The 14559-nt window shown below is 73.5% G+C and carries 13 protein-coding genes; 7 read left to right on the top strand and 6 right to left on the bottom strand.

Annotation, left to right across the window (positions count from 1 at the left end; translation table 11 throughout):
* Window positions 1-106 precede the first annotated feature (106 nt).
* The 3 genes from K329_RS0108315 (at window position 107) to K329_RS25560 (ending at window position 3097) form a co-directional block, all read left to right on the top strand.
* Window positions 107-1291 carry a sensor histidine kinase gene (locus tag K329_RS0108315; RefSeq protein WP_028472671.1) on the top strand — a complete coding sequence of 395 codons (1185 nt, stop codon included), beginning with the start codon at window positions 107-109 and terminating at the stop codon, window positions 1289-1291.
* Window positions 1288-1965: a response regulator transcription factor gene (locus K329_RS0108310; RefSeq protein ID WP_028472670.1), complete on the top strand. Its 678-nt coding sequence runs from the start codon at window positions 1288-1290 to the stop codon at window positions 1963-1965. Before K329_RS0108315 ends, K329_RS0108310 begins: the two co-directional genes overlap by 4 nt.
* A gap of 100 nt (window positions 1966-2065) precedes the next feature.
* Window positions 2066-3097, top strand: a complete 1032-nt coding sequence (locus K329_RS25560) for a DMT family transporter (RefSeq protein ID WP_211225777.1) — start codon at window positions 2066-2068, stop codon at window positions 3095-3097.
* Here K329_RS25560 and K329_RS25555 read toward each other — a convergent pair.
* Window positions 3021-3524: a YbjN domain-containing protein gene (locus K329_RS25555; protein WP_052336633.1), complete on the bottom strand. Its 504-nt coding sequence runs from the start codon at window positions 3522-3524 to the stop codon at window positions 3021-3023. The genes K329_RS25560 and K329_RS25555 overlap by 77 nt on opposite strands.
* 89 nt (window positions 3525-3613) lie before the next feature.
* Window positions 3614-4882, bottom strand: coding sequence for a D-inositol-3-phosphate glycosyltransferase (gene mshA, locus K329_RS0108295; RefSeq protein ID WP_028472669.1), 1269 nt, complete (start codon window positions 4880-4882; stop codon window positions 3614-3616).
* Window positions 4883-4968: 86 nt separating this feature from the next.
* On the opposite strand from mshA, the gene K329_RS0108290 reads away from it, so the two are divergent.
* From K329_RS0108290 to K329_RS0108275, 4 genes are all read left to right on the top strand, one after another.
* Window positions 4969-5745, top strand: a complete 777-nt coding sequence (locus tag K329_RS0108290) for an SDR family NAD(P)-dependent oxidoreductase (RefSeq protein ID WP_052336558.1) — start codon at window positions 4969-4971, stop codon at window positions 5743-5745.
* 216 nt (window positions 5746-5961) lie between these two features.
* Window positions 5962-7179: an iron-containing alcohol dehydrogenase gene (locus K329_RS25550; protein WP_084541113.1), complete on the top strand. Its 1218-nt coding sequence runs from the start codon at window positions 5962-5964 to the stop codon at window positions 7177-7179.
* The gene (locus K329_RS25545) at window positions 7176-8570 is read left to right on the top strand and encodes a MadS family sensor histidine kinase (protein WP_052336557.1); all 1395 of its coding nucleotides are present in this window, start codon (window positions 7176-7178) and stop codon (window positions 8568-8570) included. Before K329_RS25550 ends, K329_RS25545 begins: the two co-directional genes overlap by 4 nt.
* The gene (locus K329_RS0108275; protein WP_084541112.1) at window positions 8567-9271 is read left to right on the top strand and encodes a MadR family response regulator transcription factor; all 705 of its coding nucleotides are present in this window, start codon (window positions 8567-8569) and stop codon (window positions 9269-9271) included. Before K329_RS25545 ends, K329_RS0108275 begins: the two co-directional genes overlap by 4 nt.
* Here K329_RS0108275 and mftM read toward each other — a convergent pair.
* The 4 genes from mftM to mdo all read right to left on the bottom strand — a co-directional run bounded on the left by mftM (window position 9264) and on the right by mdo (window position 14548).
* Entirely contained in the window at window positions 9264-10223 is a 960-nt protein-coding gene (gene mftM / locus K329_RS0108270; protein ID WP_211225776.1) for a mycofactocin oligosaccharide methyltransferase MftM, read from the bottom strand. The two genes, K329_RS0108275 and mftM, sit on opposite strands and share 8 nt — an antisense overlap.
* A complete protein-coding gene (locus tag K329_RS0108265) occupies window positions 10220-11761 on the bottom strand; it encodes a VWA domain-containing protein (RefSeq protein WP_028472665.1) in 1542 nt (513 codons plus the stop codon). The genes mftM and K329_RS0108265 overlap by 4 nt, the downstream gene beginning before the upstream one ends.
* Window positions 11762-11789: 28 nt before the next feature.
* Window positions 11790-13091: an AAA family ATPase gene (locus K329_RS0108260; protein WP_028472664.1), complete on the bottom strand. Its 1302-nt coding sequence runs from the start codon at window positions 13089-13091 to the stop codon at window positions 11790-11792.
* A gap of 164 nt (window positions 13092-13255) precedes the next feature.
* Window positions 13256-14548 carry an NDMA-dependent methanol dehydrogenase gene (gene mdo / locus K329_RS0108255; RefSeq protein ID WP_028472663.1) on the bottom strand — a complete coding sequence of 431 codons (1293 nt, stop codon included), beginning with the start codon at window positions 14546-14548 and terminating at the stop codon, window positions 13256-13258.
* Window positions 14549-14559: the final 11 nt, after the last annotated feature.

Here is a 14559-nt window from a genome sequence, read left to right as displayed (position 1 = left end):
GGGCCCAGGCAGCAGGTGGCGCACGTGGCGTGAACGCGCGGTGAACAGTGCCGCGCCAGGGATCGCGTGGTCCGGGGCACCGGTGGACAATGCGTACGATCGGCTCGTGGACCCGACGACCCAGGCATTCGTGGCCGCCCTCCTGGGCGCCCTCGTCGCCGGCTCCGGGGTCATGGCGTGGCACATCAGCGACCGCCTGCAGCACAAGCAGCCTGAGCCCCCCGAGGAGCCCCTGCTCCCCGCCGGCGTGGCAGGTGTCCTCTCCGTCCTGCGCAGCAGCGCGGTCGTCGTCGGCGGCGACGACGTCGTGCTCAAGGCCTCGGCCCCGGCGTACGCGCTGGGCCTGGTGCGCGGCCAGGACGTCGTCGACTCGCGCCTCGCCGAGATGGTGCGGCAGGTGCGGCGCGACGGCCAGATCCGGGAGCAGGAGATCACCATGACGCGGGCGGGCTACCCCAGCCGCACCGTCATCGCCCGCGTGGCGCCCCTCGGCTCGCGGCTCGTGCTCGCGCTGGTCGAGGACCGCACCCGGGAGCACCGCGTGGAGGAGGTGCGCCGCGACTTCGTGGCGAACGTCAGCCACGAGCTCAAGACGCCCGTCGGCGCGATCCGGCTGCTGGCCGACGCCGTGGTCGACGCCTCCGACGACCCCGAGGCCGTCGTGCGGTTCGCGCAGCGCATGAAGAAGGAGAGCGAGCGGCTCTCCGTGCTCGTGCAGCAGATCATCGAGCTGTCGCGGCTGCAGGGCGACGACCCCCTCGAGCACCCGGCACCGGTCGACGTCGACGAGGTCGTCACCGCGGCGATCGACACCAGCGCGATCGACGCGCAGAACCGTCGGGTCACTGTGACCACCTCCGGCGAGTCCGGCCTCGCCGTCTTCGGCAGCCACGAGCAGATCCTCATCGCGGTCGGCAACCTGGTGGCCAACGCCGTCAACTACAGCCCCGCCGGATCGACCGTCGTCGTGTCGTCGAAGACCCTCGAGGAGTCGGTGGAGATCGCCGTCACCGACCAGGGCATCGGCATCCCCGCCGGCGAGATCGACCGCATCTTCGAGCGCTTCTACCGCGTCGACCCGGCCCGCCACCGCTCCACCGGGGGCACCGGCCTCGGGCTCTCCATCGTCAAGCACGTCGCAGCGACCCACGGCGGCGACGTCCGCGTGTGGTCCGTCGAGGGCCAGGGCTCGACGTTCCGGCTGCGCCTGCCCCGCATCGCGAGCGAGCTCGCGTCCAGCGGCACCACGTCCCGCACCACTCGCAGCACCCACCAGGAGGAAAGCCCGTGACCCGGGTACTCGTCGTCGAGGACGAAGAGAGCTACAGCGACGCGCTCGCCTACATGCTCCGCAAGGAAGGCTTCGAGGTGGCGATCGCCGCCGACGGAAACGCCGCACTGACCGAGTTCGACCGCAACGGCGCCGACATCGTGCTGCTCGACCTCATGCTGCCGGGCATCCCCGGCACCGAGGTCTGCCGCCAGATCCGGCAGACCTCGAGCGTGCCGGTGATCATGGTGAGCGCCAAGGACGACGAGGTCGACAAGGTGGTGGGCCTCGAGCTCGGCGCCGACGACTACGTCACCAAGCCGTACTCGCCCCGCGAGCTCGTGGCCCGGATCCGCGCCGTGCTGCGCCGCGGCGTGGAGCCCGACCTCTCCCCCAGCACGCTCGAGGCCGGCCCCGTGCGGATGGACGTGGAGCGCCACGTCGTCACCGTCGACGGCCTCGAGCAGCGGCTCCCGCTCAAGGAGTTCGAGCTGCTCGAGATGTTCCTGCGCAACCCGGGCCGCGTGCTCACGCGCGGCCAGCTCATCGACCGGGTCTGGGGCTCCGACTACGTCGGCGACACCAAGACCCTCGACGTGCACGTGAAGCGGCTGCGCGCGAAGCTCGAGCCCGACCCGAGCGAGCCGAAGTACCTCGTCACCGTGCGTGGGCTGGGCTACAAGCTCGACCTCTGAGCGGGTCCGGCGCGGGGTTGGCGCGGGGTTGGCGGGGGTTCGTCGTACGACGACCGATTCCCGCGTGTCGGCTGTCGGCGCCATCGCCTAGCGTCGACCCGTGACGACCCCGACCCCGCGCACCGAGCCCCTCCCCGACGCCCCCGGCACCCGCGTCGGCGCCACGCGCCCGGCACCGACGTGGCTGCCGGTCGCGGCGGCGGCCGTGACGCTGCTGGCGTGGGCCTCGGCGTTCGTGGCGATCCGCCACCTGGGTGACGACGTGCCGCCCGGCGCACTGTCGCTGGGTCGTCTGCTCGTCGCCGCCGTCGCCCTCGGCGTGCTGCTCGCGCTGCGTCCGCGGTCGGGCCACCGCTGGCCGGTACGACGCCACCTCCCGCTGCTGCTCCTCTGCGGTGCGGCCTGGTTCGGCGTCTACAACCTGGCCCTCAACGCCTCCGAGCAGCGCATCGACGCCGGTACGGCCGCCCTCGTGGTGCAGATCGGGCCGCTCATCGTGGCCGGGCTCGCGTGCGTCTTCCTCGGCGAGGTCATGCACCGCTGGCTCGCCCTCGGCATGGGCGTCGGCTTCAGCGGCGTCGTGGTCATCGGCCAGGCGTCGTCGGGCCACGAGAACGGCGACCTGCTGGGCGTGCTCCTCGCGGTCGTCGCTGCGGTCACCTACGCGATCGGGGTGCTGGCGCAGAAGCCGATCCTCGGCCGGGCCGGAGCGCTCGAGGTCACCTTCCTGGCCTGCGTCATCGGCGCGGTCGTCTGCCTGCCGTGGTCGGTCCAGCTGGTCGACGTCCTGCGCACGGCCGAGCTCTCCACCGTGCTCTGGGTGGTCTACCTGGGCCTCGTGCCGACCGCGATCGCCTTCAGCACGTGGGCCTACGCGCTCACCCGCACCGACGCCTCGACGATGGCGATGTCGACGTTCCTCGTGCCGTTCATCGCGAGCGGCCTGGCGTGGCTGTTCCTCGGCGAGGTGCCACCGCCGCTGGCCTTCGTGGGCGGCGCGCTGTGCATCGTCGGCGTGCTGCTCACCCGGCGGCGCCCGCCGGTGGTGCCGCCGGTCAGTCCCGGTCCGGCGCCGACGGGTCCGGCTGGTCGGGGTCAGGACGGGGCTGCCCCGACTCGAGCCACCCCCTGAACGCCTCGAGGTTGCGGGTCGACTCGCCGCGGTCGGTGCGCCACTCCCACTCCTTGCGGATGGAGGAGGCGAACCCGAGCTCGAGGATCGTGTTGAACGACTCGTCGGCGTAGGTGAGCACCGAGCCCAGCAGCCGGTCGAGCCCGTCGGACGTGAGCGTCTCGAGCGGGAGCCGGGCGTCGAGGTAGATGTCGCCGCTGTGGTCGACGGCGAAGGCGACGCCGTACATGCGGAGGTTGCGCTGCAGCAGCCAGCGGTAGACGCCCTCGTGGTTCTCGTCGGGGTTGCGGCAGACGAACGCGTGCACGCCGAGGGCGTGGCGCCCGACGTCGAGGCGAACGGGCACGGTCAGCTTGCGCTCGCCGGGCAGCGAGAGGGAGAAGACGCCGGGGGTGGCCTCGTCGTACTCGATCTCGGTGGCCGCCAGGTGGTCGCGGAGGAACCCGGCGGCGGCCTCGTCGAGGTCGGCGGACGGGGCGGCGCCGAGCCCGTCGGGCGTGTCCTGCGTCGGGCCCGTCACCGGTCGGCCGGCGATCGGTCGGCCGGGGCGCGCAGGGTGCGGCGCGCCTGCTCGTAGGCGGCGATCGTGGACTCGGCGGCCCGCTCCCAGGCGAACGCGCGGGCGTGCTCGAGGGCGCCGGCCGAGAGGTCGAGCAGGAGGTCGGGGTCGCGCAGCACGCGGCGCAGGACGCGGGCCCAGTCGACCGGCTCGTGGGTGTCGACCAGCAGGCCGCTGGTGCCGTCGTTCACCGCGGTGACGAGCCCGCCGACGCCGGCGGCGACCACCGGGGTGCCCGTGGCCTGAGCCTCGAGCGCGACGAGGCCGAACGACTCGTTGTAGGACGGCACGGCGACGACCGTGGCCGCTGCGTACCACCAGGCGAGCTCGGCCTGGCCGACCGGCGGGACGAAGCGCACGACGTCGCCGAGACCGAGCTCGGCGACGAGGTCGGCGAGAGCCTCGGGGCGCTCGAGGCCGGAGCCGGAGGGACCGCCGACGATCGGGACCACGAGCCGCGGGCGCAGGCCGGGGTCGGCCTCGAGCAGGGCGGCGACGGCACGCACCAGCACGTCGGGCGCCTTGAGGGGCTGGATGCGACCGGCGAACAGCACGACGTGGGCGTCGACGGGCAGGCCGAGGGCGGCCCGCACGGTCGCCCGGTGCTGGGGCCGGAAGAGGTCGAGGTCGACCCCCGGGTGGATCACGCGCACGCGCTCGGGGGCGGCGCCGTACAGGCTGACGAGGTCGTCGGCCTCGCGCTCGGTGTTGGCGACGAGGAGGTCGGCGGCGTCGACGACCTGCTCCTCGCCGATCACGCGCACCGCGGGCTCGGGGGTGTCACCGAGCGCCAGCGCGCCGTTCTTCACCTTCGCCATCGTGTGCATCGAGTGCACGAGCGGCACACCCCAGCGGTCGCGGGCGAGCGCCCCGACCTGGCCCGACAGCCAGTAGTGGGAGTGCACCGCGTCGAAGTGGCCGAGCGGCGCCTCGGCCTCCGTGCGCAGCACCTCGCGGGCGAACGCGCACAGCTGGGCGGGGAGGTCGGCCTTGCCGAGCCCCTCGTAGGGACCGGCGACGAGGTGGCGGACCCGCACCCGCTCCGCGGCCTCGACGACGGCGGGGAGCCGCGAGGAGGTGGCGCGGGTCATCACGTCGACCTCGACCCCGAGGGCGCCGAGACGGCGGGCGAGCTCGAGCACGTAGACGTTCATGCCCCCCGCGTCGCCGGTGCCCGGCTGGTCGAGGGGGGAGGTGTGGAGGCTGATCATCGCGACCCGCTTCATGCTGCCTCCTCCAGACGCCCGGGGCCCGTGGTGTGCGGACCGGGCCCCATTCTCCACCGTCGGGCCAAGTCGGTCAGAATCGAGGCATGACCTCCACCGAGCCCACCGCCGCCCCCGCCCGCCGTACCGCCGTCGTGACCGGCGCCAGCAGCGGCATCGGCGAGGCGACCGCCCGCGCGCTCGCCGGCGCCGGCTTCCACGTGGTCTGCGCCGCCCGCCGGGCCGAGCGCGTGGAGGCCCTCGCCGCGGAGATCGGCGGCACCGCCGTCGCGTGCGACGTGACCGACGCCGCACAGGTCGCCGCCCTCGCCGCGGCCGCCGGCCCCGTCGTGCACGTGCTCGTCAACAACGCCGGCGGCGCCTTCGGCTCCGACCCGGTCGAGCGGGCCGACGCCGAGCAGTGGCGCTCGATGTACGAGGTCAACGTCGTCGGCCTCCTGCAGGTGACCCAGGCCGTGCTGCCCGCGCTGCGCGCCAGCGGCGACGGCGTGGTCGTGAACATCGGCTCGACCGCCGGCCGCGTGGCCTACGAGGGCGGCGCCGGCTACGTCGCCGCGAAGCACGGCACGAAGGTCGTCACCCAGACCCTGCGCCTCGAGCTCGTGGGCGAGCCGATCCGGATCACCGAGATCGCGCCCGGCATGGTGCACACCCCCGAGTTCTCCCTCGTGCGCTTCGGGGGCGACCAGGACGCGGCCGACAAGGTGTACGCCGGGGTGCCCGACCCCCTCGTCGCCGACGACGTCGCGGACGCCGTCGCCTGGGTGGTCACCCGCCCCAGCCACGTCAACATCGACGAGCTCGTCATCCGCCCCCGCGCCCAGGCCGCCCAGCACAAGGTGCACCGGGTCGACCAGGACTGAGACCGGCGGAGCACGCCGCCGAGCACGGTGCCGGGACCGCAGCGGCCCCGGCAACGTGCTCGCAACCTCGTGCGGGCCAGGGTGGGGCCACCCTCCCTGCACGTGATGCCGGTCACACCACGGGCAGGGCCGCAGGCCGGACCCTGGAGTGCCCGTGAACGAACGCCGTACCCCTCGCACCACCCACGCCCGCCGCTGCGCCCGACGGGGCCCGCGATGACGCTGATGGCGCCGCCGGCCTCCCGGGCGCAGGCCCACGGGCACGACCACCGCCAGGCCGCTCCGGCCCCGCTGCTCAAGTTCCACGCCCCCGAGATCGTCTTCGGCTTCGGCTCGCTGGCCGAGGCGGGCTTCGCCGCCGCCCGGCTCGGCGCGCGGCGCCCCTTCGTCGTCACCGACCCCGGCATCTGCGAGGCCGGCTGGGTCGACGAGCTCACGGCGTACCTGCGGGACGCCCGGCTCCACCCCGTGATCTGGAGCGCGGTCACGCCGAACCCGAAGGACCACGAGGTGCGGGCCGCCTACGAGCGGTACGTCGCCAGCGAGGCCGACGTGATCATCGGCATCGGCGGCGGCTCGGTGATGGACGCCGCCAAGGGCGTCGCGATCCTCTCCGGCAACGCGGGCGACATCCTCGACTTCGCGGGGGTCGACCAGGTGACGCACCCGATCCCGCCGATGCTGATGATCCCCAGCACCTCCGGCACGGGCGCCGACGTGAGCCAGTTCTGCATCGTGACCGACACCGAGCGCTCCGTGAAGATCACGATCATGGGGCGCGCGCTCGTGCCCGACATCTCGGTGACCGACCCGCGCCTGCTCGTCACGATGCCCGAGGACCTCAACGCCGCGACGGGTCTCGACGCGCTCACGCACGGGGTCGAGTCGTTCGTCTCGCTGGCCCACAACCCCCTCGCCGACAGCCACGCCCTCAACGCCGTGGGGCTCGTCTGCCGCCACCTGCGCACCACGATGACCTCGCCCCGCGACGAGCACGCCCGCGCCAAGATGGCCCAGGCCAGCCTCGAGGCGGGTCTCGCCTTCACCAACGCGATCCTCGGCGCCACCCACGCCATGAGCCACCAGGTGGGCGGCCTGCTCGACCTGCCCCACGGCGTCGTCAACGGCGTGCTGCTCCCCCACGTCATCCGCTACAACGCCCGCGCCACGCCGGCGCGCTTCCTCGACCTCGCCGGGGCGGCCGGGCTCGACGTCGACGGGGCCGACGGCGAGAAGGCCGCCGAGCTGCTGGCCGAGCACGTCCGGCGGCTGGCGGACGACGTCGGCGTGCCGAGCGGCCTGCGGGCGCTCGGGGTGAGCGAGGACGACATCCCCCAGCTCGCCCGGACCACCCTCGACGACGCCTGCCTCACGACCAACCCGCGCACCGCCTCCGAGGAGGAGATCGTCACCCTCTTCCGCGAGGCGCTGTGACCGTCGACCACCCGGCGCGGCCCGACCTGGAGGCCCTGACGGGGGTCCGCTCCGGCAAGGGCTCCTACTACCGCGCCTACGTGCGCTCCGACGAGCGCACGCAGCGCGCGGTCCGCGCGATGGACTCGATCTCGCGCGCGCTGGTGCGCACCGTCGAGGGTCCGCGCGGGCTGCTCGAGGAGGTCGTCCGGGCGGCGTCGGCGCACCTCGAGGCCGAGTGGACCCTGCTCGCGCTCTCCGACGGCCACCTCCCGGGGGCGCGCCCGCGCTTCCTCGCCCTGGCGCAGGACGGAGCACCCGTCGACGACGAGGCGACGCTGCCCGCCTTCGTGCGGCGCGAGCTGGGCGCCGTACGCGCCGGGCACGCCACCCGGTCGTCGGACGAGAGCCGGTGGGTGCGGGTGCCGATGACGCTCGAGGGTCGCCACATCGGCAGCCTCGTGGGGCTGCACGGGCTGCCCGCCGACCCCGAGCCCGGCGACCTGTCCGTGCTGCGGATCCTCGCCAACCACGCGGCCGTCTCCCTGCACACCTCGGAGCAGTACCACGCCGGCCTGGCCCTGCACCGGCGCGCGCAGCGGCTGTACGACGAAGCCCAGGCCCAGCGCCGCGACCTCGAGGCCCGCACGGCCGAGCTGCGGCACGTCGAGCGCCGGCTCGTCGTCGCCCACCAGCGCGAGCTCGTCGACACCGAGCGCCACCGGATCGCGCGCGAGCTGCACGACTCCGTGACCCAGTTCGTGCTGTCGGCGGGCATGGCGGTCGAGCTGGCGCGCGGTGAGGCGAGCGACCTGGGTGCCACGTCGATCGCCGCCCGCCTGGCGACCGCGAAGGCCCTCAGCGCGGAGGCGGTCGACCAGCTGCGGCGCGCGATCTACGCGCTGCACCGCCCCCACAGCGCCACGGTCGCGACGCTGCCCGAGCTGCTCCACGAGCTGGCCGACCACCACCGGCCCGGCCTCGCGGTGCAGGTGCGGGTCGAGGGCGACGCGGCCGAGCTGCCCGCCGACGCCGACCACGACCTCGCCCGCGCCGTCGGCGAGGCCCTCTTCAACGTCGCCAACCACGCCCGGGCCACCCGGGCCGTGGTGCGCGTGCGCTACCGGCCGCACGAGCTGGTGGTGACCGTCGCCGACGACGGCGGGGGCGACCCCGTCGAGCTGGCGCGCCTGCTGCGCCTCGAGCGCGGGGCTGCCGTCGACGGACGCCACCGCGGTCTCGCCAACATCGAGTCCCGCGTGCTCGAGCTCGGCGGCACCCTCGCCTTCCGGCGCGCCCGCCTCGGCGGCGTGCGCGTCGAGCTGCGGGTGCCGCTGCCCATCACCGACCGGGGCCGCCCGTCGCTCATCCGCGACCTCGTCACCGCCCCACCCCGAGAGGACACCCCATGACCACCACGATCCCCGTCGGCGACACCGGCGTCGCCGACGACCGGGCCGTCGACCGCACGGCCGGCACCGTCGGCATCATGCTCGTCGACGACCACGCGATCGTCCGGCAGGGACTGCGGTCGATCCTCGAGCGCGAGCCCGACCTGCGGGTGCTCGCCGAGGCCTCGACAGCGGCGGAGGCGCTCGTCGTCGTGGGGCGGGTGCGGCCCGACATCGTGCTGCTCGACCTGAAGCTCTCGACCTCCTCCGACACCGAGGGCCTCGAGCTGTGCGCCGACCTCGTCGCGACCCACCCCGGCCTCGGCGTGCTCGTGCTCACGACGTTCCTCGACGACCAGCTCGTGCTGCGCGCGATCCGGGTGGGCGCGAAGGGGTACGTCGTGAAGGACGTCGACACCTCCGGGCTGATCCGGGCCATCCGCGACGTGAGCCGCGGCGGCAGCGCGTTCGACGCCCGCAGCGCCGCCGCGATGGTGCGGGGCCTCAACGCCCCAGAGGTCACCGACGTGCGCCGGCTGACCGAGCGCGAGCGGGAGGTGCTGCGGCTGCTCGCACGGGGCCACTCCAACAAGGGCATCGGCGAGCGCCTGTTCATCTCCGAGACCACCGCGAAGTTCCACGTGGGCAACATCCTGCGCAAGCTCGGCGTCTCGCGCCGGGCCGAGGCGGTCTACGAGGCCAGCAAGCTGGGCGTCATCTGACGTCGAGCACGAGCCAGCCGCCGTGGTGCTCGTGCACGTCGTACGCCAGCCCGGTCGCGGCGCCCCAGGCGTCGAGGTCGGCGAGGTCGACGGTGCGCACGTGGCCCCAGGTCTCCTCGGCCACGTCCTCCAGGGGTACGGCGACGACCACGCGGCGCCGCGCCAGCCGGCACGCCTCGGCGATGATGCGGACGCCGTGGTCGGCGTCGACGTGCTCGAGCAGGTGCAGCACCAGCACCGCGTCGACCGAGCCGTCGGCGCCCGGGTGGTGGGCGGCGTCGGCCACCACGGTCGTCAGCCCGAGGCCGAGGCGCGGCGCCATCGCCCCCAGCAGGCCGACCGTCCCGGGGGCGACGTCCGAGGCGGTGACCTCGCGCCCCGCGGCGGCCAGCCGGAGCGCGAGGAACCCGAAGCAGCAGCCCATCTCGAGCACGGAGCCGGGCGGGAGCAGGGCCTCCGCGTGGCGGTAGACGGGGGCGTACTCGGCGATGGTGCCGTGACCGGAGCCGACCGGCCCGTCGGCCGTGACCGTCGCCGCCTCCACCCGCTCGAGGGTGTGGCGGTAGAAGCGCTCCCAGGCCGCCAGCGGATCGGGGTCGAGGGAGCGGACGACGCCCGTGAAGATGCGCTCGAAGAGGTCGGCGCCCCGGAGCCAGCCGGGGCCGAACAGCTCGTCGGCCACCAGCCCGGCCAGGTCGTCGTCGACGTCGTCGGCGCCCAGCACGTGCTCCACCCGCACGCGGTCGCCGACCGACGTTAGGTCGAAGTGGGGCGTGCGGACCGTGGCGAGGGTGAGACGGGACCGGTGCCCGCCGACGGCGCGGACCTCGACGACGGCGTCGCGGTAGAGGCCGGGCAGCGCCGGCGCGAGGGGGTCGATGGTGGTGGCCGTCGCGTCCGTGGCCGTCGCGACCGGGGCCGGCGGCACCGGGGCCGGCGGCACGACGCTCACCGCGACCGCCCGGCCGGCAGGTCCTCGGTCGCCTTCTCGAGGTGGGCCAGGTTGCGCACCACCTGGACGCGGTCGCAGTGCTCGGCGTACGCCGGCAGGTCGCACCGGCCCAGGCCCCACGAGTAGCGGGGCTCGGGCGTCAGCCACACCGTCGAGCGGGCGCGGCGCGCCAGCTCCTCGAAGGAGGAGAGCCCGGGGTCCCGGCCGTTGCTGCGGCCGTCGCCGAGCACCACGAGCGTCGTACGACGCGTGACGGCCCCGCCGTACTGGTCGAGGAAGGTGTCGAACATCGACCCGTAGTCGGAGTCCGCGTCGACGTCGAGGAGGCCGCCGGCGGGCAGACCGGCGAGCACGAGCGAGAGCGCCTCCTCCGTGCGGTGCTCGGCGAAGAGGTCGGTGGTCTCGACGAGGTCGGAGACGAACGCGAAGGTGCGCACCGACGCGGCGACCGACTGCAGTCCGTGCACCAGGTGCAGCGTGAACCGGGCGGTCGAGCGCACGGAGAGCGACACGTCGCAGAGCACCATGAGCCGCGGGCGGTCCTCGACCTTGCTGACGGCGACCGGTCGGAAGGGCACCCCGTCGTACCGCATGTTCGACCGCATCGTGCGGCGCCCGTCGACCACGCCGCGGGCCGAGGCCGTGCGGCGGGAGCGCGGCGCCCCGTGCAGCGAGCGCAGCAACCGGCGCAGCGACTCCTCCAGCGCGGCGCGCTCCTCCTCGTCGACCGTCTCGGCCTGGGCGGCCTGGATCTCGCGGCTCTCGAGCTCGACGTCGAGGGCCATCAGCTCCTCGAGGTGCTGCTTGATGCGCTCGGGCAGCGCCTCCAGGAAGGGCGCGAGCGCCTCGCGCAGCGCGGCCAGGGTGGCGGCGTGCTCGGGGTCCATGGGCTCGTCGGAGGCCTCGGCCTCCTCGAGCCACGACAGCAGCGTCAGCTCCTCCGCCACCGTCAGCTCGGTGTCGAGCTGGAGGCCGGGGGTACTGGCGATCTCGCCGGGGTTGCCGGGGTTGTGCATCCGCGACGTCGAGATCTGGACGCGGGCGGCCTCGCCGATGTTCGACTGCTTCTCGTTCGACAGCACGATCTCGTCGGTCATCGAGGCCATGTCGATCTTGTCGGCCTCCTGGTGCAGGTTGTACTGCTGCGCCAGGTCCTCGGGCTTGAAGAACTCCTTGATGTCCTTCGGCTTGTCGTGGCTGTGGCCGTCCTGCGGCAGGTCGCCCGGGCTGTCGGAGAGCGTGAACTGGTCGAGCACGCCGTCGTCGACGAGGTCGTCGTGGGTGTGGTCGTGGCCGTGGTCGCCGTCGTCGTCGACCACCGCGCGGAGCCCGAAGAAGCGGTCGAAGACCCGCTCGTACGTCGCGAGGTCGCGCCGGTCCTTGACCAGGCAGACGGCGAGCGCCGACCGGAGCACCTCGCGCTCGGCCAGCACCCCCTCGACCCCGACGGCGTGCATGGCGTCGATCGCCTCGGCGGTGCTGACCCGCACCCCGTGCAGGCGCAGCAGGCGGATGAAGCGGTGCAGGGCGCCTTCCATCGTCGTACCCCTCTCGCCGCGACCGGGCTCAGACCGGGCGCTTGCGGGCGCCGGCGGCGAACGAGCGGGAGCCCTGGCCGCTGGGCACGGACCTCGGCGCCGAGCCCTTGCCGCCCTTGCCGCCCTTGTCGCCGCCCGGGGACCCGGGGGCGCCGTAGTAGTTCTCGTCGTGGCGCCCCGGCTGGTCCTTCGCGGCGCGCACGTCCTTGCCGCTCGGGCCGTCGTCGGCGGGTCCGTCGTGGCGGTGGTCGGCGCCCGGGCCGTGGCCGTGCCCGTGGCCGTGGCCGTGGCCGTGGCCCGTGTGGAGGCTGTCGGGCACCGTCGCGTTCGGGTCGACGAGGCGCGGGATCTCCTTGAGCGCCCGGGCGAGGTCGCGCTCGTACTTCACGACCACGTTCATCGTGGAGGCCAGCACCTCCGACGACAGCTCGGTGACGCCGAGCACGGCGAGGGTGCGCGCCCAGTCGATCGTCTCCGAGATGCTCGGTGCCTTGCGCAGGTCGAGCTCGCGCAGCTGCCGCACGACCTCGACGAGCCGGGTCGAGAGAGCGGCGGACAGCCCCGTGTCCTTCGACGCGATGATCTCCAGCTCGCGCTGCGCCTCGGGGTAGTCGAGGAAGAGGTGGAGGCAGCGCCGCTTGAGGGCGGCGGAGAGGTCACGCGTGTTGTTGGAGGTCAGCACCACGTACGGCGCGTGGACCGCCGTGATCGTGCCGATCTCGGGGATGGAGATCTGGTACTCCGAGAGCAGCTCGAGCAGCACCGCCTCGAGCGCCTCGTCGGCGCGGTCGACCTCGTCGATGAGGAGCACGACCGGCTCGGGGGACGTGATCGCCTCGAGCAGGGGCCGCGGGGAGAGGAAGCGGTCGGAGAAGAACACGCTGTCCTGGGCCGCGATGCGCTCGACGGCCTCGCTGATGGTCGTGGTGTCGGCGACGACCTGGCCGATCTTCTCGCGCAGGATCTGGGTGTAGAGCAGCTGCTTGCCGTAGTCCCACTCGTAGAGGGCCTTCGTCTCGTCCTGGCCCTCGTAGCACTGCAGGCGGAGCAGGCGGCGGCCCGTGACCTCGGCCAGGGTCTGCGCGAGCTGGGTCTTGCCGACGCCGGCCGGCCCCTCCAGCAGCACCGGCTTGTCGAGCCGGGTCTGGAGGAACACGGTGGTGGCCAGGCGGTCGTCGGGCAGGTAGCCGGCCTCCGTGAACCGCTCCTTGACCGCGGCCACGGACTCGAAGCCCACCGGTGCCTCACCGGGCTCGCCGGGCTCGCCGGGCTCGCGCGGCGTACCGGAGGTGCCCGGGACGGGGGTGTCGGCGGTCGGGGTCGTGGTCACGAGCGGCTCCTCGGATCGGCGGTGCTGGCGGGCGGTGGCAGCGGGGCGGCCCCGACCCCCGCAGGTAGTCCCTGACGTTCTGGTCGCTCGCGGTTCGCGGGCACGACCGTTCCGTCAGGGACTACCCGGCCGGGGGCAGGTGCGGGGCGGTGCGGGGGCGAGGCTCAGGACAGGAGGTCGTCCAGGTCGCCCGTCATGCAGTGCTCCACGACGGGGCGCACGGTCTCGAACGTGCACTCCTTGGCGTTGCCGGGGGTGCACGCGTCGCCGAGCACGTGGTTCGTGATGCGGTCGACGTCGTCGGCGTCGCCCTTGATGACGGGCGCGTTCTCGTAGAACGCGGTCGGACCGGTGCCGAGGCGGTTCTTGGAGTACGAGTCGGCCGTGACGTCGACGAACCGCTCCGGGATGCCCACGTCGCGCAGGAGGCGGATCGCGGCGGCGAGCGCGGCGTCGGCGGCCTGCGGCTTGGTCATGCCGCGGGTGTCGACGCCCATCGCCTCGGCGATGTCGGCGAACCGACCGTAGACGGCGGGCATGTTGAAGGCCCACACGCGCGGCAGCGCGATCGCGTTGTTGAGCCCGTGGTGGGTGTCGTAGAAGGCGCTCACCGCGTGGCTGATCGAGTGGATGATGCCGAGCCCGCCCGAGTTGAACGCCTGGGCGGCGATGTACTGGGCATACATCATGCCCTCGCGCCCCTTGAGGTCCTGGCCGTTCCAGACCGCCTCGCGGAGGTTCTCGTTGGTGAGCTTGATGGCCCGGATCGCGTTGCCGAGGCTCGGCTCGAAGTTGAGGCGCGAGACGTAGGGCTCGGAGGCGTGGGCGAGCACGTCGAAGCCGCACTGGGCGGTGTAGTCGACCGGGCAGTCGAAGTAGAGCACCGGGTCGTCGATCGCCAGGGTGGCCACCGAGGCGTCGTCGAACGCGACGTACTTGTGGGGGTTGTCGGGGTCCGTCGTGGTGTCGGTGATGACGTAGGCCCACGAGGTCTCCGAGCCGGTGCCGGCCGTGGTGGAGACCGCGATGTGCGGCGGGTTCTTCGGGTTCTCGGACATGTTGAAGCCCTCGAACTCGTTCACGTTGCGACCGTCGTGGGCGACGGAGACGCGGGCGCCCTTGCAGGCGTCGTGGGAGGACCCGCCACCGATGGAGACGAACGAGTCGCACTCGTTCTCCTGGTAGAGCGCCACGGAGTCCATGACGTTGTAGTCCTTCGGGTTCGACTCGACCTTGTCGTACACGACGACCTCGAGGCCGTGGTACTTCATCGACTCGACGATCTTGTGGACGATGTCGGTGCCGCGCAGGCCCGAGGTCATCACCAGCGTCTTGCGGAAGCCCAGCTTGAGGGCCTCGGGACCGATCATCTCGTGCGCGCCCGGCCCCATGAGGGCACGGGGGAACGGGTGGAACTCCTTGATGGGGAACGGCTTGAGCAGCTCGTCGACCTGCATGGTGGTGACCT

It is taken from the genome of Nocardioides alkalitolerans DSM 16699 (genome assembly GCF_000426525.1).
Lineage (GTDB): Bacteria > Actinomycetota > Actinomycetes > Propionibacteriales > Nocardioidaceae > Nocardioides > Nocardioides alkalitolerans.
The sequence above is the reverse complement of the archived record's forward strand: the minus strand, read 5'-3'. Positions and strand labels throughout refer to the sequence as shown.

Bases quoted from the DNA above. Each gene is read 5' to 3' on its own strand.
- mshA (WP_028472669.1), bottom strand. From the start codon at position 4,882: ATGAAGCGGGTCGCGATGATCAGCCTCCACACCTCCCCCCTCGACCAG.
- K329_RS0108290 (WP_052336558.1), top strand. From the start codon at position 4,969: ATGACCTCCACCGAGCCCACCGCCGCCCCCGCCCGCCGTACCGCCGTC.
- K329_RS25550 (WP_084541113.1), top strand. From the start codon at position 5,962: ATGACGCTGATGGCGCCGCCGGCCTCCCGGGCGCAGGCCCACGGGCAC.
- K329_RS0108275 (WP_084541112.1), top strand. From the start codon at position 8,567: ATGACCACCACGATCCCCGTCGGCGACACCGGCGTCGCCGACGACCGG.
- K329_RS0108265 (WP_028472665.1), bottom strand. From the start codon at position 11,761: ATGGAAGGCGCCCTGCACCGCTTCATCCGCCTGCTGCGCCTGCACGGG.
- mdo (WP_028472663.1), bottom strand. From the start codon at position 14,548: ATGCAGGTCGACGAGCTGCTCAAGCCGTTCCCCATCAAGGAGTTCCAC.